Below are 24,018 nucleotides of genomic sequence, written 5' to 3' on the forward strand. Positions count from 1 at the left end.
TCATCTTTGATTAACCAGCAGATGTTCTCATCCCATCATTGATCTGCTATATGCTCCAATAGATCTCCAGGCTGACATCCCAATGCCGTACATAATTTATCAATTACTTCTAACGATACATACTCATTCGTATTAAGCTTTGCCATCGTTGCCGATGAAATCCCCGTCATTTTTAATAAATCTTGTTTCTTAATATCGCTGTCAATCAGTAATTTTTGAAATGGTTTATAACTTATCATCTGGTATCCCTTCATATCCAAATTGAATTTTTCTTTAATTATATGAAAGTATATTTCCTTAATCAAAAATATCTTTGATAGATCTTGACTATGAATTTCATTATGATAAAATAATGTTCAACAAGTTAAATTTTTGTTCGCAAAATAAAACATAACGAACGGTGATCATTCATGCACAATTCTTTAGAAGTCTTACTTGATTCGTTGATTCGTAATCGAATTGAAGTCTTATATAGCGATCTTCTCAAGAACAACTCTATCTATAATCAATTCTCATCCGATCGGAATCTTTACTTCAAACAGTTACATGAACTTCTACCTCAGGATATGCATAAAACTCTATTTCTTTACGATGATGCAGACCTTTCTGTTCAAACAATCCTAGAACGTGAAATCTACTTACAAGGTTTTAAGGATGCTTTTCAATTACATAATGAATTAAATATAACCTCTAGTTGAGAGCCAAACGGCTCTCTTTTCATTTGATTCTGTCGTATAACGTTCTCGTATTTACGACGCCTGGCGAATGCCAGGTGTGTCCGGCTGCCTCTGCTTCCCCGAAATCCCTCTGCCGGACCGAGGGCGTATGCCCGATGCCTGAATATATTGTTATATGTTGTTAAATCGGCGGACTTCGGAGCTTCTACTCCCAAACTTCAATCCCACTCTGCTTCCGCATTGGAAGCATTCCTTCTACGGCGCTTCTAAACTTCAATCCATGATCCGCATAGGATCTACCTTCCGTTCTTTCCTGCTCTTATCTATCCTTGTTCTTCCAAGCCGAATTTTATGATCTTATAACGTCTTATTTACGAACTTCCGAAAGAATGCTCTCTTCGTCATATTCACGAACTTCGTGAATCCTGCACTTTTCTCCTTATTCCGGCACTTTCTGCGTTTCAATCCTCCAGCCCGCTCATCCGATCCAACGGACTTTGAATCCGCCCAATGTCCCGTCTGCTCACATGTGTATACCGCTCCGTCGTTCGCACACTCTGATGCCCTAGCAGTTCCTGAATATAGCGAAGATCAATCCCATTCTCCAGCAAGTGGGTCGCAAAGGCATGCCTTAGCGAATGGATACTCACCTGTTGCGAATGTCCGCTTCAGCCAGCGCTTTTTCAAACACTTTCTGCGCTGAACGTTCCGTCAGGTGGCGGCCTTCCCTCTGCCCTGGAAACAGCCAGTCTTCTGGCTGCTCCCCCCTATATACTGCTCGACCACCGCAAAAGCCGCTTCGGATAGCAGCGTTTGCCGATCCTTCCTGCCCTTTCTCTGACGAACTTTCAGTACTTTCCGTTCACGGTCGCAGTCTTCAAGACGCAACCTCACCACTTCGCTTACCCGCAGCCCGGATGTATACGTCAGGTACAAAATAGCCTTATGCTTTGGATTTTTCACTGCTTTCAACAGATGCATAACCTCATTCAGGGACAGCACATCTGGCAGTTTACTCTCCTTTTCCGGACGAACATAGGCGGCGGATTTGGGCTGCTTTAGCACATGGCGAAAGTAAAATTTCAGCGCGCTGATCGCTTGGTTAACATAAGTGTGCGAAAGGCCTTTTTCGAGCAGCGCCAACGCATATTTTTGCACCGTCGCATCATTTATGCTTGCTTCGGTCCCTTGCAATCTTGCAAAAAAGCGTTCCGTTTGCGATATGTATGCTTTAATCGTCTTGCTTTCTGTAGCCCCTTGCCACCAATGCATCGCGTATTTCTTGCCGCTGATCCGGGTTCCATTCACCTCGTTCCGAAGAAGAGGGAACCGCATTAGCCTGCGTGTCCCGCCGATCCAGCCATTCCCGGATGAACGGCAGCTCTTTATTCAAGCGCTCGTCGCACTCGAACTTGCAGCTCCGATACGCTTCCAACATGCTTTCTACAGCCGAGATACTGTAAGGAATGGTCCATATTTTTTCGTCTGGAACCCATTTCCTGCTCGGTATGGATCGAATCCCTTCTCGCTCCTTGACTCCGTATCGCTCCAACCGTACGCCGATCGTTTTTTCATCCCGATAAAGTAGGTTTATCTTCATCTCACTTGCCTCCTTAGTATATCAGCCGTTCAAAAAATTGGAAATCTAATTTTACACAAAAAAAGGGACTTAAGATGGATATTCATCTTAAGTCCCTGATTCTTTCAGAGTAAATTATTGATCCATTAAGTCCAATTTACATTATCATAAAATGTCTTACCTTTACTTGTCCAGTTCCTCCGTCACATCATCCCATAGCATCGCCGCCACCTACCATGTTACTCGACCTTGAACTGTTTTAATTCGTCTTGAAGCTTATTGGACAATTGATTTAATTGTTTGGATAGTTCAGCAACCTGTTCGAAGCTTTCCAATTGTTCCTGCGTGCTGGCGCTAACCTCTTCGGTTGAAGCGGAATTCTCTTCTGTGGTGGAAGAGATGATCTCCAGCGCCTGCAAAATCTCATCTTTGTGCTTGTGGACTTTGGAGGTGTTCGTGCTGATCTGAATCATTCGCAATTTCAAATCTTCCAAATCCTTGTTAATGCTAAAGAATACTTGCTTCGTATCCTCCACCGATCTGGCATTTTCTTCTGCAATTTTCAGACCGTGAACCGTATGCTCAACTGATACGCTGGTTTTTTCTTCAATTACACGTACCTTCTTGTAGATTTCCTGTGTCGCCAGTGCAGTCTGCTCAGCCAGCTTGCGAACCTCCCCGGCAACCACAGCAAACCCTTTGCCCTGTTCTCCTGCACGTGCAGCTTCAATGGAAGCATTGAGCGCCAGCAGGTTGGTCTGCGTTGCAATTTGGTTGACTGTATCCACGATGCTTGAAATCTCATGACGGCTCAGATCAATATCCTGAATAATAGACGACATCGCTTGTGTGGAATTGTGATTTTCTTCCGCCCATCTGGATAACTGATCTACTACAGCAAGCCCCTGTCCGCTTTGCTCAGCAGAAATTTGCACCATCGTTTCGATGGCTTTGGCATCATTGGCAATTTCGTCAATTTGGCCGGATAATGCTCCGGTTTTTTGTAAAATGTTATCCGTTTCGATGGATTGGTAGTTCGTTGCATTGGCAATCTCATTAATTGCTGTCGCCGTATCGTTCATCGTGATCGCGGTTCTGGAAGAAATGGATTGCAAATCATTTGAAGACTGATTCAAGACTTGAGCTGAGCCGCCCACCATTTGGAGCATGCCTTGAATTTTTTGAACCATATTGTGAACCCCTTGGGAAATTTGACCGATTTCGTTGTTGGAATGCGTATCAAACTGAACGGTCAAATCTCCATTTTCAATCAGCTTGATTTTTGCAAGCAATTTCGGGATTGATCTCAACAGATAACGGAGCGTTATATAACAAATCACAACGAGCAGAATGGTGGCTGCCGCAAAACCGCCAATGGTAATCCAGGTAAACGCTTTTAATTCTGAGAGCACCTCATCTTCAGAAATGGTTAAGCCTACAGACCACCCCGTATCTTTACTGGTTGCATACCCGATATAACGAGGTTCCCCATTATCATTAATTAGCTGTACTCCGGACTCACCAGCAATCATTTTCTTTCCAATCTCCCCAAGATCACCTGTGCTTTCGTTAATCTTTTCTTTCAGCACTTTATTTTGATCGGGGTGATACAAAATATCACCTGTTTTGGATGCAAGAATCGAATAACCTGTGCTTCCAAGCGAATAGCTTTGCATAACGGCAGGGATGTCTTTGAAAGCAATATCGACAGCAGCAAATCCGATTAATTGGTTACTGCTATCTTTAATCGGATAGAAAATGCCCATGAGCACATTACCCGAATTGACGTCCTTATAGGGTTCTGAGTAGTATAAACCGTCTGCTGCAACAGCCGGCTTGAAGTATGGGCGTGTATGGATATCGAAATCCGGTTTAGAAGCAACACCATCATTCTGAAGAAAGAAGCCTTTACCAGATATTCCTGCAATCCAAGCGTCGGCAAAAGATGGCTCTGCCTTTACAATGGCTGCTAGAGTCGCTACTGTTTCGGCAGCATAAGGAGAAGTTTTCAACATTTCTGCCGATGAGGTGGTTTCTAAATATTGCTTAAAAAGATTGTTCGTTGACATTTGTTTGACAAGTGATCCCTTTTCTTTAAACAACGCATCGAATTGAGTGACAACGGCCTGCGTCTTGGTCTGGAGCATGGCCTCTTGCTGCTTGACAAGTATGCTTTGCGTGCTTGCAAACATGAACGTCCCCAAGGTTGCAAAGACAACAACGATAATGACTAACAAGACCATGGCCAATGTGTTCGCGATGCTGGATGATCTGAATACGCGCTTCTTAATATTTTCTGACATGCTGCCATCTCCCCGAGGAATATTGAGTGAAAAGCTCTTAGATAATATGTCGGAAGTTTGCAGCTGTTTTAATAGGTTTTTAGTATACACAATTTAAAGTTTTACTATCTGATTCCTCATAGATTCCCTCCCAACCTGTTCGGTAACTTCAGCAAAAGATTAGGGCAGCACAAAGAGCCTCCGTCAGACGTAGGCTCTTACTAAAAGCTATATATGAGAACGCAGAGTTTTGCGGATTTAGAGCGTTTCAGCGATCCGTAAGCTCAACCCTCATACTCCGTCGTTAACCCAACTGCATCGTTGTGATACACGTATCGTTTTTTTCATATGTAGAGAATTCAGTTTCAGCCGTTTTACCTTCATGATTCACGCTAATACGGTATGTTTTATCCCTCGGTAGCCATAGATCAATAAAACCATTGGATTGTGATTTCATGGCGGCGTTCTCCATGATGACATTCCCTTCGGAGTCGTGAACGGTCACATTGAACGCTCCGTTTTTTATTTCGCCTTGGCAGCCCGTTAGACTATGAATTGCACAAGGGTGGGTCTGTTCCACATATGGCGCAATCGAAACAAAAAACTCGTTGTCAGACAAATCATAATTCACGGTCTGAGTATCGTCCTCTGTGACAATCAACTGACTGGAATTAATGGAAGCGGACTGGGCTGTTGCCTTGCCTGCACTGATATCATGCACCAATTGCTTGATATTTGTCTTCCCCGGGTTGTCCGTCCCTTCTCTCTGAATATTCCCTGCAATTAGGTACGTCCCCAATGCGGCAACAACCAGCCCTGAAGCGACTAAGATTCCTTTTTTCATCTGGAGTTCATCTCCTCGTCTGTTTTGTATTATTATAAGGGAGAATGCACCATAATGGGCAAAATGGGGTGCTGAAGTCACTAGATATTCACATATCTGTGTTGCGTGCTCAGACATATTTATATCACATTAGAGGATTACCGATGAGCGAAGGAACATGAGCAGCTCTTCTGTCTCAACGTAAAAACACCCCATTACTCTTGTGGAGCAATGGGGTACACTCGTTTTTTAACGGTCCCTGTTCACGACATAATGTATTAAGTGCTTCAGAAAAGCAATATTACGTGGAATGTCTTCCAATGCTTCCATAGCGAGACAATAGTGTTCCCACATCTCTTTACTGGCACCCTCAAGACCGAGGATGGACACGAAATTCGAATTGTTATTATCAGAATCTTGGCCAACAGGTTTTCCGAGTAAGAGCATATCTCCTTCCACATCAAGCAAATCATCTTTAATCTGAAAAGCAATCCCCATATGATAGGCAAATTTCTTCAAATCAGCAATTTCCGACTCCTTGACCTGTGCAAGCATGGCTGGCATAACCAGACAAGCCTCAAACGCCACTCCTGTTTTGTAAAAGCACACCATATTCAGCTGCTCCAAGGTCAGTGCCTTTCCTTTGGAATCCAGATCCATCGCCTGCCCCATACACATATCTTCTGCTTTCTGGGCCGAGTATTGTATCAAGGCAAGCACCGTTTCAGCATTGAACTGGTCAAGTGACGATTGTTCCCCAATCGCCTTCTGGATCAGATACAGACCGGTTAATTCCGCGGTAGCGCTATTGTGCACCTGATGCAAGGTCTGACGCCCTCTACGGGTAGACGCATTATCCTGGGAAGGCAGATCATCAAAGATCAGGGATGCGGTATGCATATACTCCAGTGATCTCAGAAGAGGCACGATTGCCGATGCATCTAATCCATATTCGTTCACGCCCATGACCCAAGTCAATATAGGCCGTATCCGCTTCCCGTCCCCTTCGAGACTGTAATTTGCAGCCTCAATAAGCTGTTCTTTCATGGCCGGAATCCCTTGTGGCTTGGTAATTTTCAATTGGTTGTTAATCTGCTCACGGACCATTTTGACCGTATTGAAAAAGTCTTCTTTTTCCCTCGCATCGTTTTTCAGATGGGTAATCATCTGGTCCCGAAGCAGCTTATCTAAGAAATCTACATCATCCGCTTTTTGTACCATCTTCTGAATGAGATTATTAAATTCCGGATTTCCGGATGCAAAGATCTCCATCGTTTCATTATATTTTTCAATACCTACACGTTCTTTATAACGTTTGAGTCCATTCATTGCACGATCCAGTATCACCTCACGAGCCATGGCATCGGAGTCATATACGTTATGGATCAAATAGGAAATAACCACCCAGTATAATTCAAAGGGATTGATCAAATCCGGTCTCTGATGATGATATTTTAAATAGTAGGTATAAGGTGTTACCGCACCGTCTCTCATATCGTCAACCATATCCGCAAAATCATCAGCAAGCTGGTTATAGATACCATAAAAGAATGTTCGTTGCTCAAAGCCCTCATCCGCAGGAGCACTAATCACGGAACGGACAATCAAGCGGGACGAAGAGGACTTCAAAATAACGGGTATATAAAGCTCTTCATTGGTATAAGTAGCTCGCGTTAGATCCTTAACACGGTCAATATCTTGAGAATGAAAAAAGACATAGGCCTGCTCGAAAAAGGTTTGCTGTGTGTCTGGCCGCTGATGTTCCTTAATGTACTCAAATGCATCCGAGAGCTCCGAATGTATGTATTGAATCAACTTCATATGATTTCCAGTCCAATTGCCCAACTCAGGCACAGATCCACTGAGAAGCGCGGCACGTATCATACGGGAATATTGTTCTTTCTCTTGAACGTTCAGAACCTGGGAATCGAGAAGATCATCGATGAAAGGATAGGTTAGACCATAGGAGTACCCAAGCCTGATGGCTTCATCAAGTCTGCGAGCACGCTCCATAGGCGACACTGTATCGTCCATTTCTTCCATCACATGCAGAATAACCCCGACAATGATCTTAATCAGTTTGCGCTGGGCTTGCTCGGCATCCATCTCCTTGGGAATATGGGAGGATACGGACCTAAGTTTGTTGATCATCCAAATTATCGCGGTCTCTATACCTTCCCTCTGGGCCCACCGATACACCCCGGCCAAATTCATAAATTCCGGTTGGTCTCCCCTGTTTGCGCGGGTGGATTGGATCAAGTGTTTTTTTACGTCTGCAATGACACGCTGAATCCGGGTATGTGTGTCAGGAGAATCCAGAGCTTTGCCTAGGTCCCTCATATAAATATAGGAGACACTTCGGTCCAGATAATCATCCAATTTGCCTGTATAATTCAGCCATTGAATGTATCTATTATAGTCCCGAGTATCAGGTTTTCTTTTTCTCCGCGAAAAAAAGGATAACCATGAGGAATGTTGAAGATGATTTTTTTTCCACTTTTGAATATCTTCTGTCAGGGTAGTCACATAAGATTTGTCTATGACCTGATCATACAGTAATGCAAAATACTGAATCGCCTTCCGCTCAGCCAGCTGATATCCTGTATTGGCTTGTAATTTTTCATTCATATGATGCATTACCTCTACTTCTCATTTTGTTAAACATGGTTGCATTTCTCCCTGAGGGAACGAATTCGGATCATGTTTTTATCTTTATACGGAAAATAATCTGTGAGGTTACGAAATTTAATGGGGTCGAGGCGATATAAGAAGTAATCTCAAGAGGTGAATCGTCATGAAATATAGTGAAAAAAAAAGCTGGCTCTGCTCCATAAGAAAAGCAGCCCAGCTTGATCTTTATAGATGTTCCCCTTAGAGTGTTTGGTCCTTCTCAACCTTCTGCCATAAAGCCTCAGTCAGTTCATTTATCGTCTCCTTCATCGCCAGCTTCTCGCGCCAACGACTCGGGATACCACTTATTCCGTAATAAGCTCCTGCAATTTGCCCGTACACCGCCCCGGTCGTATCGGCATCATCCCCCAGATTCACTGCCAGCAGTGCCCCCTCTTCAAATGAATTTGAATGGTGGAATGCCCACAACGCAGCCTCAAGGGAACGAATGACATACCCGGTTCCTTGTATTTCGGGCGGCTCCTTATGCCGGTAAGATCCCCGAATTATTTCTTCAATGGCTGCCGAATAAGCGGGCTCGTCCTGCCGCCACTTATAACAGACGTCCGCCGATAACATGGATTCTTTGTCCGCTCCTCGCAGACCTGCCACAAGGATTGAAGCAAGCACAGCACAAGCCTCCACACTTTCGACTGCTCCATGGGTGGTTCGCGAGCTCATCTCAGCGTACTTCACCGCCTCTTCCGGACGGTTCGCATAGGCCATAGCCACAGGTGCAAGCCTCATAATAGAGCCATTGCCGGCAGTCATGGGGTCAACGGACCCACTGTACGGATCTCCGGTAGCTTCGAAGCGATGCAGTGCTGCTCTCGTTGCACCACCGATATCAAAGCACGTTCCCGTACTACTCATATATCCCAAGTGGTACCAATTGGTGTATCGGCGCATTTGATCTGCCGGATCAAAGCCATCTTTACGTACCATACTCTCGGCCAAGCAGAGCGCCATCGACGTATCGTCTGTCCACTGGCCCGGCTTTAACCCAAATACACCGCCGCCCACGATATCCGTTACAGGTTCAAATGTACCTGGACTGCTGAATTCCACAGTGGTTCCCAAAGCATCGCCCACAGCCAGCCCAACCAGACATCCCAAAAAACGATCCTTGATAAGTGTCATTTTGATTTTACGCCCCTTTTCAAATGTAATAACTAACGCATATTTTCCCATCTCGCCAGGAAGGAAGCCCGACACTGCCATTTATTCGTAGCTTAAGGCTTTACAACGGCTATCCGGTTTCAATTCAATGAAAATTCCTGCCTCTTGATGGTAAACGAGTGGAAGCCGCTCCGTATCTACATATTCCCGAACACCGCTTGATAGCCGCCATACCTGAAGCGGGACTCCTTTTCCCCATAAGAATAATCGGTCACCGCAAATGGCCATATCCGCTTGGGGGAAAGGAAAAGCCCCGTCTTCAACAGGCTTACAATTTAGGGAGGGGATCGCTGGAAGCACACGTCGGTACCCGGGCTGGGTCATATCGAATAGGACAACAGCCGGTTCAACTCCTTCCTCTCCCCAATCTTCCTCCTCCAGTAAATCAGCATCCATCTGTCCCCAAACCGCCAATGTATCGGGTCCTGTCCAGCATACTGGCCCGTCCCAATCTATGGTTTGCCAAAGATGGCGAATTGACGGACCATTCTCCGATTCCCATGGATTCAGCAGCCAATCCGATAACGACCAAGTTCGGACCACTCCTAATGGAGCCCATACCCATCCCGTATCCGCAATCCACTTTCCCCCTGGTGAAATCAGTAGCCTCCCATGAAAATAATCTAGATAGTGCTCATTTTTGTTTTCGCTGTTATAAATAGGGGTAGGTCTTGCTGTCAAAAGCATGCCTGTTTCTACATCCGTCAGATCAAGCCGGTTCCATTCCGTCCCATGAACAAGAATGCATGCACCATCTTGGTGTACAAATGCCAGGGGAAACATACTTTTATCGTAGTGATATTCGTCCCGAGATAATTGCATTTTTTCTTGAGCATGGACTAAATCATACACTGCCGCATGCCGTCCAAAACGATTGGAGATAGCTACATAGCTGCCATCAGAACTGGTAACCATTTGGACAGGTTGCATGGGATTAAAATCAGGAATACAAATACGTGTGCACAATTCTGCGCTGCCAGAGCGAAGTTCTAGTCTCCACAGTTCTGCTTGTGTGTTTAGTGCCAGCAGGGTTATGCTTTCCTGAGAGTCGCCCTGTAGTGGATGCATGGCTGTAAGGCGTCCGATAGACGGTGGTAAATCAGGTAAAGAAACGTGATGGAATGGCATCATTAAACCCCTTTTATTCTGGATAAATAATAATTTATACCCGCATTTGTGAAGCTGGATTTATCAACAAAAAATCTGATATCAAGCAATGCAGTCAATACTTTCATAAAAACTCCCGGTTTTTTCTTGCAAAACAACTTAAGATATGTAATTTCGCTAGGATTACTTTTGAGAACAAAATAGGAGTAATTCATCAAGATCAAGTTGGAGATGAACTGCTCTGTTGGAGATTGATGCTCATTGATACAGTCGATCAGCACCTCTAATACCCTATTTTTATTAGAGTTATAGGCTTGTATAAACATCGTTGCTTCTACAAACGGCTTGTTGAAATCATCGAATGGAAAATCATATACATCATGACTACCCAGTATGAAGTTAACCCATTGGCCTTGTAAAAATTTTATTTTTTCCAGCGCTGCTTGTGTATCCATATCCATCTTAATTTTGTGAATATGCTCATGCAAAATGTTAATAAGAATGTGCAGATCATAATGTTGTGCGTCTTCCATTCTGTACATGATCCTATTATTTTCAATCGTTAAACGATCATAAATGTCGTCACCTAAACCCAGTTCAAATAAAAGATGTTGAAGGAAATATAGTCTGTCCTGAGCAAACGTGAATTCATTGCCTCTCTCTGCTAGATGTGAAACTTGATATTGATAATAAAAACAAAATAAGTTTTTTCTCCTATAAGCAACATCTTTATGTATATCAAAAACATTAAAAATGAGCGAAAGCAATCGAATCAGGCGTTCAGCATCCGCTACGCTTAGAATGGGATGATCCATTTTTGTAAATAGCGACCTGTCAAACAGATCATGCCATCGCACTAGAGAAACATAATCCTGCTCGTTTATATTCAGGGTTAATATTCTTAAATTTTGCTCTTGATCGGGATAAGAATAAAATAGATATTCATGACTTAAATCAGAAATACGCTCATTAAAATAAGCTCTTAATTTGTAATCGTATATTTTAGAAAATGACATGCTTATCCTCCTTACAAGTAAGCCTGAGCATACTAAACTAAGCACAAAACATGTTCGAACTCCTATATTGTAAAATTAATCTGGTTAGACTGGCAAGGTGGTGCAATTACAGAAACATATGTTCTCCATGTCTGTATTATGATATCTTTATGCTAGAAATGAAACGTTATTGTCGGAGGTCATAGCCTACAATTAGAAAGGAATGGAAATTCTTGAAACAACTAAGTGAAGCTTTGTCCCGTTTTGTACAACAACAAAACTTGTATAATGAAGCCTACGGGCTGTTCCAAAACCACGACATCCAGCCCCGGATGGAGAAAATTTCAGATTGCTGGGACAGCCAGATTCCTGTATCCCCCGAACTTGAGTATCTGTATAGCCATTATGAAATGATCGATGCTAAGGCAGCAGGTACACACAAATTGAAAAATGCGGCAGTTGAAATTGGGGATGCTGCTGTCCTCTTTTTTGCTGCACCAGAACATCTGTATCGCCAACAACTAGGCTATCGCTGGATTACATCTGGTGAGCTTGTCCAAGAATCTTCTTCGTGGCCGCCCCATCATGTCGTGATTGCCACTTTTAATGACGATCCAGTCATTGTCGATACTAGCGCACCCGATTCCCCTGTATATGCTGCATTCGAAGGCGGTGCGCCGCAGCAGGTGGCTGACTCTTTGGCTAACTTCTTTACTGCTCTTTCCATCCTGATTGAAGGTGCCTGTACCTTTAAGGGAGAAGTGAAAGATGAAGAAACATACGAAACCAAAGCAGCATATATCGAGCACGTAAAACCATTGCTGCATCCGCTGTTGAGCGAAAATCAAACTACGTTTTTATTGGAATACCTATCCCTTTCCTAAAAATCCTTTTTGTTAAAGAGAGGTGGGACTTTTTATGATCTATATCGCATTACTGCGGGGCATCAATGTTGGCGGCAATAACAAGATCGAGATGAAGAAGCTCAAGCAAACGTTTGAAAATGCAGGTATGGAGCATGTGACGACTTACATTAATTCTGGAAACATTATTTTTTCTAGTCAAGGTCAGTCCAACGAGGAATTATCGCTCATATTGGAGCAGGCGATTCTAGAGGATTTTAGCTTACCCATCCGCGTCATCGTTCGTAATATGAAGGAGATTCAGACCATTATAGAGGCACTGCCGAATGAATGGTCTAATGATACACAGATGAAAAGTGATGTATTGTTCCTGTGGGATGAAATTAACGATATTTCCGTTCTGGACAAGCTACCTTTGAAACCGGGAATAGGCCATGTAATATATACGAACGGGGCCGTTCTGTTTTCTGTCAGCAAAGAACAAGTCACAAAAAGCGGGTTAACGAAATTAGTCGGCACCAAGCTGTATCAGCAAATGACGGTGCGGAATGTGAACACAACACGACAGATTTACAAGCTGATGCAAACGGCTGAACAGGAAGAGCTACGAGATACGAGCTCTTGACTGTAGTCCAAAAGCAACCTTAGAAGAGTAAACTCAAAAAGGGAGCCTATTGTTCGGCTCCCCAACTGTTTTTCTTCGATGGAATGTTCTCCCTAGTCTTTACGATAGGCCTCGTTAAATTTTAAAGCCTTCGACCAGTTCATTCAGTCGCGCAGCACTTTCCTTCACCTGATCAGACTGGTGTGCCACTTCAAGAGATTTCTCCGTCGATGAAACCATATTCTCTGCAATGTGCTGAGTGGATATAGCAGACTGTTCGCTGGCTGTTGCAATCTCATGGATTGCTCTCACCATGGTTTGGATAGTTTCATTCACCTGCTTAGAGGTGGCGTTCAAATCATTGACCGTGTTCGTATGCTCCACGGCATCATTGTAATATTGTCCTGCTGTATCCTCAAGCAGCTGATAATCCTTGCCTACCTGGGCTTGCAGGAAGTGCAGTAATTCTTCCGCATTAGTAGTTAAATTCTCAACAGATTGCACAACTTCTTGAGTAACACTCTGAATTTGGTCTACTGCGTGTTTGGAGCCGTCTGCCAACTTGCGAATCTCGTTAGCCACAACCGCAAACCCTCGACCTGACTCACCCGCACGAGCCGCTTCAATGGATGCATTTAGAGCCAGCAAATTGGTTTGTGCCGTAATTTCTAAGATGGACTGAGAAAGTAAACGAATTTGGTCTACGCCCTTGGCTCGTTCTAGCGCTTCCTTCATCTTTTCATTGGCCTTCCGGTAAATTTCCTTGGCTGCTTTATTGGATTCACTAGCCGCATGCTTCAATGTTTCGGCTTTTACACTTGTATCATGGGCAGACTGAGCTCTTTCTTGAGTTTTGACCGAAATGTACTCTGCTGCCCGCTGCATTTCTTCCGCAGAATGGTTCATATTTTCGGTGTATGCCGAAGTCTCTTCCATAGCTGCTGACAGCTGTTCGACCGTGGCAGATACATCTCTAATCCGCTCATTGAGATCTGTCATATTATGATTCGTCTGGTCACTCAGTTGGTTAATTTGGCGTGACTCATTGATAACCCCCGTTATGACCATTGAGGTTGAATCTGTCATTTGTTGAATGGCACGAGCAATGACAGCGATCTCATTATTTCCTTTGAGCAAGGTAGGATCAAGTGCTGCCGTTAAATTCCCTTGGGTAATCTCCTCACAGTATTTCGTAATTGTACTCATCCGAAAACGGATATTTCGAATAGCCGCAAAGGAGATGGTGATAAGAATAGCCAGCACGAGGGCCAGAACCGTGATCAAAACAATTGTACGCATTTTAATCTCATTTTGCGTATTTTGATATAAGTTGGCGGATTGCTCATTGTTATAATCTGAAATCGTAGTCAACATCGTAACAATGGCCGTACTGGATTTATTAATCCGGCCTCTCTCTTCCGTGTCATACGTTCCGCTATTTTTTTTGACTGCCATGATTTGCTCAATATCCTGATAATATGTGTCTATACTCCCCCGTAGTTCCTCGTACAATTTCTGTTCCTTAGCATCCAAATTCCTTTGTGAGAATTCATTTAGTCCGGTTGTAACGCTATCTTTTCCTTTCTGCACTTGCTTATACTGTTTATCTGTGTACTCCTTATTGTCAAGTATTTTGGTATAATTAGCCCGCATATTATAGAAATCACTTTTGACTTCAAGAATATTCGTTTGGTGTTGAAAGCGATCCACATACAAAATACCTTGACCCTCTTTAGCTTGATACATACCGATAACCCCTACCAACGATACAATGAGTAAACCCACTAAGCTGATTACAATCATGGAGATCATCGTTGTCGTAACCTTTAAATCTCTAAAACCTTTTCCTTTTTTAGTCCTGTCTGATAGCTTGTTACTCATCCAAACCCCTCCAGATCGTCTATGGATAATAGTTCACGCTGCAGATCACAGAACGTGATGATATATATATCTATATATCGGTAGAAAGCGCTTAAATTTATAAGTAAAATAACGGTACTGCAAAAATAAGAATATTATAGTAGGCAACTTCATATTTGGATTTGCTATGTAACTCAAAATTTTAGATAGTCATGGGCTTAAAGAATTTGCTAAACTAGAAGAGGAGTCCTTACACGAAGTAGGGCACATATAAACAACGAACGCTGAATGATGGGAGAGAAAGTATTGTGACAAACATACAAAATAAAAAACAAGTATATATAATCCACGGATACACAGCTTCGCCAGCCGATCATTGGTTCCCTTGGTTACAAGACAAATTACAGGAAGATGGAGTATCGGTAGGTATACTGGAGATGCCCAACTCGCAATCCCCCAAACTTAATGAGTGGATCGAGCATCTATTACAAAATATTAAAGTTCTACATAAAGACACCTATTTTATTGGTCATAGCTTGGGATGTGTATCCATATTAAGATACCTACAGCAAGTAAGTATCCCAGAACCACTTGGTGGTCTCGTTTTCGTTTCCGGTTTTACTGATCCAGTGCCGAGTCTACCGTCATTAGATGAATTTACAAATGGCCATTTGGATTATCAGCAAATCATGGATTCGCTAAAAGCGCGTTCAGTTATCGCTTCAAAGGATGACACAATTGTGCCCTTTGCACTCAGTAAGAAACTAGCTGAAGACATCCAAGCCGATTTCCATGAAGTAGACCATGGAGGACACTTTTTACAAAGTGACGGTTTCACCACCTTACCGATGGTATATCAAGTGTTAATTAAAATGATAAATGCAAATAAGTAGCAAGACAGGCTTAGTTTGAAAACTTACATAACCCGCAAAATGAAACCGGCGAAGGGTTCATTATTGCGGGTTCAATACATCAATACAATGCCCATTTTTCCGTACACAGCTCTATAAATGAATGGGCAACCTGTTCACATTCGTCATATCCCAAACTACCAGAATGAGCAAAAAGAACGGGATACTCATTGTTTCTTTTTTCCTCTCTCATATCAAACATATAGTGGTTTCCGCACCCATCCATCGCAAACGATACAGCACCCGGCATATATTCCGGTAACTCGTAGGCAAGGTTCATTTCTCTCAAATCTTCGGTATTGAAAAACTGAAAATAACGTTCTCCATTTTGAAACTCCCCGCCGTTAGAGTATCTCAAAAAATCCATATAGCTGTCAGGAAATTGCCCTTGGGGCAGATGCCAGCTCATAGGATCTAAAGGTTTATATTGATCATAGAATGGAGACGACTTTGGAAAAGGGTTCACTTGTCTTTGCTTGATTTCGTGAATCTCTTGTTCCGATAGCTTTATGTTCCATGTTTTCAAAAAATTTGCGATTTGTTCATCCGTTGCTTCCAGACTTTTTACAAACTGCTGTTCAAAGTGAATACTCCACATATCAGCCAACCTCCATACCTCGATGCCTCTAAGAGTTGTTATTTCTACCGAGCAAGCTATTCCTTATCCACTACCGCCTGCCATACTTTTGTAATGTCTATAGGCGACTTGCTGCTAGTCTCCCCTCCACCTTCCTGAGTCCATAGCGGCGGATAATATGCAAATACCTCTCCCGGCTGAAGTTGCTCCATATCCTTCTGCCAACCGTTCCAGCGGAATGTCTGGTAGAACAAGTCCAAATCTCCCTCAGCCAACCAGCTCAAGAAACCGGAATAGGCCAGCTCTGTGGATTCCCATTCTAATGCATCTGGTGCAAAATAGTAGATATGACCGCTACGTCCGAATTTCCCTGTATCCAATCCAAAAAATCCACCTGCTGCATCATAAGCCACAATCAGCATCCCCTCAAGCGCAGGAACACTTTCTGGCTCCTGAAGTCCGTTCCATGAGGTCAAGCTACCAAAAATTCCAGAGCCACCCGCACCCAGCAAGGTGATCCAACCGTAATCAAACACGATTCCTCCTGTCTCATAGGCAACTGTTCCCAAATACGACTTCGTACTCACCTGCAAACGGTACAGCGTGTCCCCCGTAGCGGATTCCGATTTGGACGATACAATGTGATGAGAATTCCGGCCTTCTTTCAGAATATTTGTGACCTCTTCCCATGCATGGTTATCCTTATCCACCAGTTCATCAACCGTTAAAGTATGCATGTTCATTCCCCTTCCCGCATATTCCAAAATTCACTTTCAACCTACAAACTGATGTTTGAAAACCTGCGTTTGATCTAAAATCACCCACTGATTCACTTCGTCGTATCCTTTTACAATTGCCGTGACCTCATGCTTAGGATACATCCACTCGGATGGTGTCTTTTCCTCATATGTACGAGTGTCTGACAATCCGACCGCATGATGCTGGAAAATATGAATAATCGTACCGTGTGGGAAAAATGCTTCAATATAACCCTTTACCTTAGTCCCAACGGGCAGTGCATTTTTGATTTGATGCCATTCCTGATTGAAGGTGTGAAGATAATTGGACCAGATTTCTTCAAACTCTTTTTTTGTAATTTGCGTATAAGAGGGCTCTGTATCATCAATCGCTTTCTCAGCTAATAAGAAATGATACTGCTCGTGCTTGCGATTAGAGGCGATATACGTGCCATCATCCTGGATGACAATTTGTCGATAGGCTGTTCCATCCGAATCTATTTCAAAATACCAGGTTCCCATGCCTGGCTCCGGGCAATCTTTAAGATACTTCATGTGCTCCTCCTATTAAAAAATCAAACCTTCGAATGCCTGCTGAAAAGGTTACGCCTTCCGCCTTGATGCTCGAAACACTTGTGTAATTCAGCTTTTTCTCTTTGCCACGAGCCGTTTTAGGCAAAACAAATGCCCGGTCACGCGTAAGAATCTCTACATCGGTTTCTCCATAGGTATCCTCAGTAAAAGAAATTCGCTTGCGAATGACATCCCCGTCCATACAAATAAAGTATCCATCTTTAATTTCTACCACGTCCCAATGCTCTTCCAGCGCCTCCAGCCCGAAGTACGGTCGTAACGCGTTCGTTAACCAACTATTCATCTACTCCTCCAGTTCCGAGTACATCTCAATGGACTCAGCTCAATTTTTCCAGAGACTATAACATAACATGGCATACAGCTCATTTATTCCTATACATTACAGCTTAGATCAACTCCTCCTGAATCCAGCTACTGCTGGTAGAAAGCTGGAGCAAGTCGGCAGAGATCTGTTTGACCTGCTCTTGCAGTACATGTGACTGATCCGTTCCTTCCAGAAAGCGACTCAAAAAATGAAGAAATACATCTACCTTCCTAAGCAGCATCAATACAGGCAAAGCATCAATCTCGTTGTGGCTTAAATGAACCTGGCGGCTGAAGCCCCGGCAAAAATCCCGAACTGCTGTCTCCTCCTCCGGTTGTCCCAAAAATCCAGATAAGATGACCGCCGGCTCCATGACCCGAACGTCTAGCGTACAAAATTCAAAATCAAGCAATGCAGTGACTAGACTATGATCCGAATCCTTTATTAACAAATTGGAAGCATTCAAGTCCCCATGTACAAGCTGATGTGGCAACTCTTCCAATGCATGAAGCGAATCTGTAATCTCTTCATAAACCTCTCCTATTAATCGCAGTTCTTCATGCAAATCCTTTAGAGGCTCAGGCGGATGTAAACAAAAGCCTTGAACCGTTTCCCGGTTACACAATGGATAGGATTGCTGCAAAGCATAATACGGTCGATAGACTGGGGTCATATCAAGATTGAATGTCGCAAGCACAGCCGATAATTCGCCCGTAGCCTCGCCCAAAGAATAGGCAAAGCTTGAATCCTGCTCCAGGGGTGATACGCCTTCTATGTATTTGAACAGACACACATATTTACCGCTTTCCCTCTCCAGTTGAGCAAGCGTCTCTCCCGTGACCGTCGGAATAGGCTGGGGTATTCTGAATGATAGAGAATGCTTACTCAGCTCCTGCAAAACCGCATGCTCAAATTCAATTTTATCCCGATCCCTGTGTGTATCGTAGACGCGCAGCACCCCGCTTCGTCCACCACTCTTAACAAAATACGTCGTATTATTCCAACCCCCGGTTCGTTTCTGCAGCGTTCCGTTCCACTCCGGCCAGTGCCGTCTTAGTATTGCTTCCAAGGATGTATCCTCCCTTCTTCGTGTCCATAGCATCGGCTGACCCCGGCATGCGAGAAGTATGGTTATAATAGCTTTACAGGTAATTTCATTATTTTAGCATAGCAGATAGCCTATTTTATAGCAGAGGGCGACTCTAATTCATAAGAATTTAAACCGAAGGAGGAATACCTCACTTACAATGTGATCGAGTCTTTTTAAACAGGACGTACACAAAAAACAGGACTGATTAATCAGCCCTGTCTTGTACATCATACCCCTTTAGTCAATCTGGATCTGTCTGCGGGAACGATCGTCACCCTGACGTTTAGGAATTTCAAGTTTCAATACACCTTGATCCAGTTTTGCCTTAATGCCTTCTTCATCAACATGATCCACATAGAAGCGTCGGACAAATTCCCCAGAACGGCGCTCCCGTCGAATCATTTTATTCGTATCATCCTTCTCTTCATGATATTCATTCCGTTTAGCACGGATCGTCAAATAATTATGGGCAATATCGATGTCGATATCTTCTTTTGCAATGCCTGGAAGCTCAGCTTCCACCAGATATCTGTCGTTTTCTTCACGAATATCCGTCCGAAACGTCTGAGAGTTGCTGCCAAATGGAGCAAGCCAGTGGTCATCAACCATACCATTGAAGGATTTAAACATTTGTCCAAAGAAGTCTTCATTTCTTTTACGAAATGGGACCAGATCAAACATGAAAATCAGCTCCTTTTAATTGGTTGTTGTTTGTGTTCCTTACGATTCATATTATAATACCGAATAGAGCGAGGCTCAAAGTTCAAAAGAGGCTGAAAATACTGAAATAACCCGATCCTAAGCGATCTGTCAAAAATAGTTTTAGATTTCAATCAATTTGACCTTTTTTGACCTTTTGACTTCACAAGAGACTACATATTCTTTGTCAGCCAACTCAGGCTTGCCCTGCTATCGCTTGTTCCGGCGTAGAAGCTGGATACAAGTGACAGGCTACCTGCCGCCCCGGTGCAGCTTCGGCAAAGATGGGCTGTACTTTGCTGCATATCTCCATGGCTGCCGGGCAGCGGTTATGAAACGCACAACCACTTGGCGGATTTTCTGGACTGGGCACATCCCCTTTAAGTACAATCCGATCACGTTCCGCTTCCGGATCAGCTACAGGTACCGCAGACATTAACGCCTTTGTATACGGGTGCAGCGGCTCTCTGAACACTGCTTGGGTCGGTGCGAGTTCGACCAGCTTGCCCAGGTACATCACACCCACGCGGTCGCTGATAAATTTGACGACCGACAGATCATGGGATATGAACATATACGTCAGGTCATATTGTTTTTGCAGGTCCTTCATCAGATTGAGCACTTGCGCCTGAATCGACACATCGAGGGCCGAGACTGGCTCGTCACACACGATAAATTTGGGATGAAGCGCCAGTGCCCGTGCGATCCCGATCCGCTGGCGTTGACCACCCGAGAACTCATGCGGATAACGATGTGCGTGATAAGGAGACAATCCGACCACTTCGAGCAGCTCTTCCACCCGCTCTTTGAGCTGCGTTTTGCTTAGCTTTTCATGCGTGATAAGCGGTTCTTCCAGCACCTGCTGTACTGTCCATCTGGGATCAAGCGAAGCAAACGGATCTTGAAACACCATCTGCATATCCGTTCTGAATTTGCGCAGCTGCTCTGTGTTTAGCTTACGTATATCCGTGCCATTAAACAGAATCTCTCCATCCGTCGGTTCGATCAATCTGAGTATTGCCCGTCCGGTTGTGGATTTGCCGCAGCCGGATTCTCCCACGATTGCCAGGGTTTCACCCTGCTGTACAGTCAGGTTAATACCATCCACCGCTTTGACTGCTCCCACTTGTTTGGAAAAAAGTCCTTTTTTGATCGGATAGTGTTTTTTCAAATTACGTATTTCAAGCAGTGTACTCATGATATCCCTCCTGCTGTAGCAAGCAGCGGCTTTTGTGTCCGGGTTCCACTTCTGTAAGCTCCGGGGCCTCTGCACGGCAAATTTCCTTAGCAAACTGACAACGCGGTGCAAAGCGGCAGCCTTTTGGCATATCGAGCGGGTTGGGAACCTGGCCCGGAATGGAAGCCAGACGCTCCTGATCACTGTTCAATTGCGGCAGTGAGGCTAGCAAACTTTGTGTATACGGATGCTTGGGATCTTTAAAAAGCGTTTTAACATCCGTTTCTTCTACGACTTGTCCGGCATACATAATCACGACCCGATCGCACATTTCAGCAACGACACCAAGGTCATGAGTAATCATCAGAATGGAAGTTCCTTCGGACTTCTGTAGCTCACGCATCAAATCAAGAATCTGTGCTTGAATGGTTACATCGAGTGCCGTTGTCGGTTCATCGGCGATCAGCAACTTCGGATTGCACACCATCGCCATCGCAATCATCACCCGTTGGCGCATACCGCCCGAGAGTTCATGCGGATAAGAAGCGGCTACTTTTTCTGGACGTGGAATTCCTACTTTCGTCAGCATTTCCACAGCCATGTCTTTTGCTTTGTGTTTGCTTACACCGTGGTGGTAGCGGGCAGACTCCGCAATTTGCTTGCCGATTTTGAACACAGGATTTAGCGAAGTCATGGGCTCCTGAAAAATCATAGCCATCTCGTTGCCACGAATCGAGCGCATTTTCCGCTCCGAAAAATCCAGCATGTTTTCACCGTTAAATCGTACTTCACCAGCGGCTACTTTCCCAAGTCCCTTGGGGAGGAGCTGCATAATGGAAAGGGAGGTAATGCTCTTGCCGCACCCGGATTCGCCAACGATTCCGAGTGTTTCGCCTTTGCCAACCGATAGATCGACGCCGTCCACAGCCCGGATGGTGCCAGCCGCAGTCTTGAACTCCGTCCGGAGGTTGGTTACTTCAAGCAGTTGTGTCATGCCCTCTTCCTCCTCCTTGTCCATCATTGAACCTTCATGTTCTTTTTATCTTAGGGAATAAGCTTATTCAGACTTACCCATCGTTTGCAGATGCTTCATGGTACCGTACAATTTAGTAATATGTTGAAACTCCTTTTCCGAATGAAAAGAGCATTGCCCACGTCCATAAGCTTTGGCTGTTTCTACAGCCAATTTGGCCGCCAGCGCAATATCGCTTTCGTGGCTGGCCCCCGTTGCACTGCCTGGGACAGGAGCAGCGGCCGTGATGGCTACACCAACCACTGGAGCGGAAGTGGCCACCGCTGGCTGCAAAATGCTGTTGATGTGATACAGGTCGTTACCATAAGGTGTGATGTCCTGTGTAGTTACAGCAAACGTGACACACGGTTCGCCAGTAACGGTCTGCACAATATCGACGAGATCTTCACTAATGCGTAGCACGTAGCCTTCACGTACCGTTGGGGAAATGGCAATACCTTTATGGTTAATGACCCGATTCCCTTTGGTCGTATCAATGGACAGGATCGCTTCCATTTCGGGTGTCACTTCATATTTGTTCATCGTCAAAATATCTACGGGTGAATCCATAAATGGAACCGGATCATGGGGCTGAGTGGGTGCATCTGGACAAATATGTGTACAGATGATCACATCTCCGTCAAGCACATCTCCTTTGGACTGCATGCTCAAAAGTTTAGCCGCCGCCGAAATTGCCGCTGCTGCACCGTCACCATCGGATACAAATCCGATCATTTCCGGTCGTGCTCCTAGTCCACCAAGTCGCCCTACTACACCCAAGGTTGGAGAATCGCCCCCCTGAATGCGACCCGTTTTACCGGCAATGACAATTTTAATAAAATCCGTAGAGCCCTTTTCACCTTGCACAGTGGTGACCGTAATCTCCGCTTGACCCAGTTGTTCCAAATAAGCTTTGACTTCTGCCCCGCTGGCGAACGGGCTATCCAAAAGGTCATAAACTTCAAAAACTTGTTTCATCATACGGCAGATCCCCTTATGTTTCTTTTTGTGTTGTTTTCAGATATTTAAGCGCCGTCAAGGCGTATACTTTCGCAGATTGAATGATCTGCCATACCGGAGCTTTTTCATTAAAATTGTGAATGGTCGACAGTTCGGCAGGCCCGTATTGTAATACAGGGATATTGTATTTGCGGAATGCACGTGCGTCGCTGGTTGCCCATTGCAGTACGCCGTAGGCCTCTTTACCGCTGACCTCAGCGATAGATTCCACAAGCTCCTGTACAATCGGCTCGGTTGGAGGGGTCCAGTTGGCATTCCCATAAAATCCGAATTGTTTGGGCTCCGCGTCAATGCCAACACTTGCAAGCAATTCTTTGGCTTTGGCCAGTACATCCCGGTGGTCTACGCCAAATGGAACACGGGAGTCCACTTGCACTGTGCAACGGTCCGCAACCACATTGACTTTCGTGCCTCCCTGGATCGTACCAATGTTCACCGTTACATGATCAAACGCTTGTCCATAGCTCGGGTTTTCCCGTTCGCTTGCATAACGCTTGGAAATTTCAATGATCTCTTGGACTTCTTCCGGGATGTCCGGCTTGATGTTCCACAGTTGTTGCAGCGCTTCGATCCCTTTTGCCGCCTTCAAAATAGCACTTTCACCTGCAATTGGCTGCAAACTGCCATGACCCGGTGTGCCTTCAACAGTAAATTCAAACCAGCAGCTTCCCTTTTGCCCGATGGTCGGGTTTTGCGGGCCTGAAGGCTCTGCAATCACAGCAGCTGTTCCTTCAATCAGTTTTCTTTCCAGCACCCAAGGTACTCCAAGATGACCTCCGGTTTCCTCGTCTGGAACTACAAGCAACGACAACGCACCTTCGAGTGGTACGCCCAATTTGGAGAACAGCGCAACGGTAAATATTAATCCGCCCAGTCCTGCTTTCATGTCCGAAGCACCGCGACCCAAGAGATAGCCATCACGTATTTCACCACAAAACGGATCAAAATCCCAACGAGTACGATCCCCTGCCGGCACAACGTCTGTATGCCCACAGAAAATCAGTTTTTTTCCGTCCGCCGTTTCAGCGCCATAATCAGAAATGAGATTCCACATATTCGGCCCGGATTCATGCACCGTTGTTTTTATACCTGCTTCTTTAAGATAGTCCATAATGAACTGACTAATTTCGCGTGAATCACCTGGAGGATTTTCCGAAGGAAATTGAATCAACCGCGAGCATAGCTCAAGCAATTCGTCCTGCCGTTTATCTATTTCATCAAGAACTAACGTTTTCCAATCTGTCATTTCCATTCAGTC

25 protein-coding genes are annotated in these 24,018 nt (G+C 44.5%); 4 read left to right on the plus strand and 21 right to left on the minus strand.

Annotated elements, in window-relative coordinates:
• Positions 1 to 35 precede the first annotated feature (35 nt).
• A complete protein-coding gene (locus NLX78_RS10915) occupies positions 36 to 239 on the minus strand; it encodes a helix-turn-helix domain-containing protein (protein ID WP_254350449.1) in 204 nt (67 codons plus the stop codon).
• Between the two features lie 171 nt (positions 240 to 410).
• Here NLX78_RS10915 and NLX78_RS10920 point away from each other — a divergent pair, with 171 nt between their 5' ends.
• Complete coding sequence (locus NLX78_RS10920; RefSeq protein ID WP_254350375.1) at positions 411 to 698, plus strand: hypothetical protein; 288 nt, start codon at positions 411 to 413, stop codon at positions 696 to 698.
• A gap of 440 nt (positions 699 to 1,138) precedes the next feature.
• On the opposite strand, the gene NLX78_RS10925 is transcribed toward NLX78_RS10920, so the two are convergent.
• From NLX78_RS10925 to NLX78_RS10965, 9 genes are all read right to left on the minus strand, one after another.
• Positions 1,139 to 1,327: a tyrosine-type recombinase/integrase gene (locus NLX78_RS10925; RefSeq protein WP_254350376.1), complete on the minus strand. Its 189-nt coding sequence runs from the start codon at positions 1,325 to 1,327 to the stop codon at positions 1,139 to 1,141.
• A 61-nt stretch (positions 1,328 to 1,388) separates the two neighbouring features.
• Positions 1,389 to 1,949, minus strand: a complete 561-nt coding sequence (locus NLX78_RS10930; RefSeq protein ID WP_254350377.1) for a tyrosine-type recombinase/integrase — start codon at positions 1,947 to 1,949, stop codon at positions 1,389 to 1,391.
• Entirely contained in the window at positions 1,909 to 2,277 is a 369-nt protein-coding gene (locus NLX78_RS10935) for a hypothetical protein (RefSeq protein ID WP_254350378.1), read from the minus strand. Before NLX78_RS10935 ends, NLX78_RS10930 begins: the two co-directional genes overlap by 41 nt.
• A 218-nt stretch (positions 2,278 to 2,495) precedes the next feature.
• Positions 2,496 to 4,559: a methyl-accepting chemotaxis protein gene (locus NLX78_RS10940; protein ID WP_254350379.1), complete on the minus strand. Its 2,064-nt coding sequence runs from the start codon at positions 4,557 to 4,559 to the stop codon at positions 2,496 to 2,498.
• Positions 4,560 to 4,842: 283 nt separating this feature from the next.
• Positions 4,843 to 5,382: a CueP family metal-binding protein gene (locus NLX78_RS10945; RefSeq protein WP_254350380.1), complete on the minus strand. Its 540-nt coding sequence runs from the start codon at positions 5,380 to 5,382 to the stop codon at positions 4,843 to 4,845.
• Positions 5,383 to 5,610: 228 nt separating this feature from the next.
• Positions 5,611 to 7,998 (minus strand): polyprenyl synthetase family protein, encoded by a 2,388-nt coding sequence (locus tag NLX78_RS10950; RefSeq protein ID WP_254350381.1) that lies wholly within the window; start codon positions 7,996 to 7,998, stop codon positions 5,611 to 5,613.
• Between the two features lie 234 nt (positions 7,999 to 8,232).
• On the minus strand, positions 8,233 to 9,171 hold the full coding sequence (locus tag NLX78_RS10955; protein WP_254350450.1) for an ADP-ribosylglycohydrolase family protein: 939 nt from the start codon (positions 9,169 to 9,171) through the stop codon (positions 8,233 to 8,235).
• 81 nt (positions 9,172 to 9,252) lie between these two features.
• Positions 9,253 to 10,341, minus strand: coding sequence for a hypothetical protein (locus NLX78_RS10960; protein ID WP_254350382.1), 1,089 nt, complete (start codon positions 10,339 to 10,341; stop codon positions 9,253 to 9,255).
• Positions 10,341 to 11,333 carry a hypothetical protein gene (locus tag NLX78_RS10965; RefSeq protein ID WP_254350383.1) on the minus strand — a complete coding sequence of 331 codons (993 nt, stop codon included), beginning with the start codon at positions 11,331 to 11,333 and terminating at the stop codon, positions 10,341 to 10,343. Before NLX78_RS10965 ends, NLX78_RS10960 begins: the two co-directional genes overlap by 1 nt.
• A gap of 212 nt (positions 11,334 to 11,545) precedes the next feature.
• On the opposite strand from NLX78_RS10965, the gene NLX78_RS10970 reads away from it, so the two are divergent.
• Together NLX78_RS10970 and NLX78_RS10975 are read left to right on the plus strand one after the other, a co-directional pair.
• Entirely contained in the window at positions 11,546 to 12,196 is a 651-nt protein-coding gene (locus NLX78_RS10970) for a hypothetical protein (protein WP_254350384.1), read from the plus strand.
• A 34-nt stretch (positions 12,197 to 12,230) separates the two neighbouring features.
• Positions 12,231 to 12,800 carry a DUF1697 domain-containing protein gene (locus tag NLX78_RS10975; protein WP_254350385.1) on the plus strand — a complete coding sequence of 190 codons (570 nt, stop codon included), beginning with the start codon at positions 12,231 to 12,233 and terminating at the stop codon, positions 12,798 to 12,800.
• Positions 12,801 to 12,914: 114 nt separating this feature from the next.
• Here NLX78_RS10975 and NLX78_RS10980 read toward each other — a convergent pair whose 3' ends face one another.
• Complete coding sequence (locus NLX78_RS10980; protein ID WP_254350386.1) at positions 12,915 to 14,660, minus strand: methyl-accepting chemotaxis protein; 1,746 nt, start codon at positions 14,658 to 14,660, stop codon at positions 12,915 to 12,917.
• 287 nt (positions 14,661 to 14,947) lie between these two features.
• Here NLX78_RS10980 and NLX78_RS10985 point away from each other — a divergent pair, with 287 nt between their 5' ends.
• Positions 14,948 to 15,532, plus strand: a complete 585-nt coding sequence (locus NLX78_RS10985) for an RBBP9/YdeN family alpha/beta hydrolase (protein ID WP_254350387.1) — start codon at positions 14,948 to 14,950, stop codon at positions 15,530 to 15,532.
• 79 nt (positions 15,533 to 15,611) lie between these two features.
• On the opposite strand, the gene NLX78_RS10990 is transcribed toward NLX78_RS10985, so the two are convergent.
• From NLX78_RS10990 to NLX78_RS11035, 10 genes are all read right to left on the minus strand, one after another.
• A complete protein-coding gene (locus NLX78_RS10990) occupies positions 15,612 to 16,148 on the minus strand; it encodes an SMI1/KNR4 family protein (protein ID WP_254350388.1) in 537 nt (178 codons plus the stop codon).
• A gap of 56 nt (positions 16,149 to 16,204) precedes the next feature.
• Entirely contained in the window at positions 16,205 to 16,864 is a 660-nt protein-coding gene (locus NLX78_RS10995) for a DUF2625 domain-containing protein (protein WP_254350389.1), read from the minus strand.
• A gap of 36 nt (positions 16,865 to 16,900) precedes the next feature.
• Positions 16,901 to 17,419, minus strand: coding sequence for a hypothetical protein (locus NLX78_RS11000; protein WP_254350390.1), 519 nt, complete (start codon positions 17,417 to 17,419; stop codon positions 16,901 to 16,903).
• Positions 17,406 to 17,741: a hypothetical protein gene (locus NLX78_RS11005; protein WP_254350391.1), complete on the minus strand. Its 336-nt coding sequence runs from the start codon at positions 17,739 to 17,741 to the stop codon at positions 17,406 to 17,408. Before NLX78_RS11005 ends, NLX78_RS11000 begins: the two co-directional genes overlap by 14 nt.
• Positions 17,742 to 17,844: 103 nt before the next feature.
• Positions 17,845 to 18,831: a phosphotransferase gene (locus NLX78_RS11010; RefSeq protein WP_254350392.1), complete on the minus strand. Its 987-nt coding sequence runs from the start codon at positions 18,829 to 18,831 to the stop codon at positions 17,845 to 17,847.
• 258 nt (positions 18,832 to 19,089) lie between these two features.
• On the minus strand, positions 19,090 to 19,533 hold the full coding sequence (locus NLX78_RS11015; RefSeq protein ID WP_250266386.1) for an Hsp20/alpha crystallin family protein: 444 nt from the start codon (positions 19,531 to 19,533) through the stop codon (positions 19,090 to 19,092).
• 214 nt (positions 19,534 to 19,747) lie between these two features.
• Positions 19,748 to 20,749, minus strand: coding sequence for an ABC transporter ATP-binding protein (locus tag NLX78_RS11020; RefSeq protein WP_013311307.1), 1,002 nt, complete (start codon positions 20,747 to 20,749; stop codon positions 19,748 to 19,750).
• Entirely contained in the window at positions 20,733 to 21,722 is a 990-nt protein-coding gene (locus tag NLX78_RS11025) for an ABC transporter ATP-binding protein (RefSeq protein ID WP_250260796.1), read from the minus strand. The genes NLX78_RS11020 and NLX78_RS11025 overlap by 17 nt, the downstream gene beginning before the upstream one ends.
• Before the next feature lie 63 nt (positions 21,723 to 21,785).
• Positions 21,786 to 22,721 (minus strand): DUF1177 domain-containing protein, encoded by a 936-nt coding sequence (locus NLX78_RS11030; protein ID WP_254350393.1) that lies wholly within the window; start codon positions 22,719 to 22,721, stop codon positions 21,786 to 21,788.
• 13 nt (positions 22,722 to 22,734) lie between these two features.
• Complete coding sequence (locus NLX78_RS11035) at positions 22,735 to 24,006, minus strand: M20 family metallopeptidase (RefSeq protein WP_254350394.1); 1,272 nt, start codon at positions 24,004 to 24,006, stop codon at positions 22,735 to 22,737.
• Between the last annotated feature and the right edge of the window lie 12 nt (positions 24,007 to 24,018).

The organism is Paenibacillus sp. Lou8.1 (assembly GCF_024213565.1).
Classification (GTDB): Bacteria; Bacillota; Bacilli; order Paenibacillales; family Paenibacillaceae; genus Paenibacillus; species Paenibacillus polymyxa_B.

Bases quoted from the DNA above. Each gene is read 5' to 3' on its own strand.
- NLX78_RS10955 (WP_254350450.1), bottom strand. From the start codon at position 9,171: ATGACACTTATCAAGGATCGTTTTTTGGGATGTCTGGTTGGGCTGGCT.
- NLX78_RS10995 (WP_254350389.1), bottom strand. From the start codon at position 16,864: ATGCATACTTTAACGGTTGATGAACTGGTGGATAAGGATAACCATGCA.
- NLX78_RS11035 (WP_254350394.1), bottom strand. From the start codon at position 24,006: ATGACAGATTGGAAAACGTTAGTTCTTGATGAAATAGATAAACGGCAG.
- NLX78_RS10960 (WP_254350382.1), bottom strand. From the start codon at position 10,341: ATGATGCCATTCCATCACGTTTCTTTACCTGATTTACCACCGTCTATC.
- NLX78_RS10990 (WP_254350388.1), bottom strand. From the start codon at position 16,148: ATGTGGAGTATTCACTTTGAACAGCAGTTTGTAAAAAGTCTGGAAGCA.
- NLX78_RS10930 (WP_254350377.1), bottom strand. From the start codon at position 1,949: ATGCATTGGTGGCAAGGGGCTACAGAAAGCAAGACGATTAAAGCATAC.
- NLX78_RS10975 (WP_254350385.1), top strand. From the start codon at position 12,231: ATGATCTATATCGCATTACTGCGGGGCATCAATGTTGGCGGCAATAAC.
- NLX78_RS10950 (WP_254350381.1), bottom strand. From the start codon at position 7,998: ATGCATCATATGAATGAAAAATTACAAGCCAATACAGGATATCAGCTG.
- NLX78_RS11030 (WP_254350393.1), bottom strand. From the start codon at position 22,721: ATGATGAAACAAGTTTTTGAAGTTTATGACCTTTTGGATAGCCCGTTC.
- NLX78_RS10915 (WP_254350449.1), bottom strand. From the start codon at position 239: ATGATAAGTTATAAACCATTTCAAAAATTACTGATTGACAGCGATATT.
- NLX78_RS10920 (WP_254350375.1), top strand. From the start codon at position 411: ATGCACAATTCTTTAGAAGTCTTACTTGATTCGTTGATTCGTAATCGA.
- NLX78_RS10935 (WP_254350378.1), bottom strand. From the start codon at position 2,277: ATGAAGATAAACCTACTTTATCGGGATGAAAAAACGATCGGCGTACGG.
- NLX78_RS10980 (WP_254350386.1), bottom strand. From the start codon at position 14,660: ATGAGTAACAAGCTATCAGACAGGACTAAAAAAGGAAAAGGTTTTAGA.
- NLX78_RS11025 (WP_250260796.1), bottom strand. From the start codon at position 21,722: ATGACACAACTGCTTGAAGTAACCAACCTCCGGACGGAGTTCAAGACT.
- NLX78_RS11000 (WP_254350390.1), bottom strand. From the start codon at position 17,419: ATGAAGTATCTTAAAGATTGCCCGGAGCCAGGCATGGGAACCTGGTAT.
- NLX78_RS10965 (WP_254350383.1), bottom strand. From the start codon at position 11,333: ATGTCATTTTCTAAAATATACGATTACAAATTAAGAGCTTATTTTAAT.
- NLX78_RS11015 (WP_250266386.1), bottom strand. From the start codon at position 19,533: ATGTTTGATCTGGTCCCATTTCGTAAAAGAAATGAAGACTTCTTTGGA.
- NLX78_RS10940 (WP_254350379.1), bottom strand. From the start codon at position 4,559: ATGTCAGAAAATATTAAGAAGCGCGTATTCAGATCATCCAGCATCGCG.
- NLX78_RS11020 (WP_013311307.1), bottom strand. From the start codon at position 20,749: ATGAGTACACTGCTTGAAATACGTAATTTGAAAAAACACTATCCGATC.
- NLX78_RS10945 (WP_254350380.1), bottom strand. From the start codon at position 5,382: ATGAAAAAAGGAATCTTAGTCGCTTCAGGGCTGGTTGTTGCCGCATTG.
- NLX78_RS11005 (WP_254350391.1), bottom strand. From the start codon at position 17,741: ATGAATAGTTGGTTAACGAACGCGTTACGACCGTACTTCGGGCTGGAG.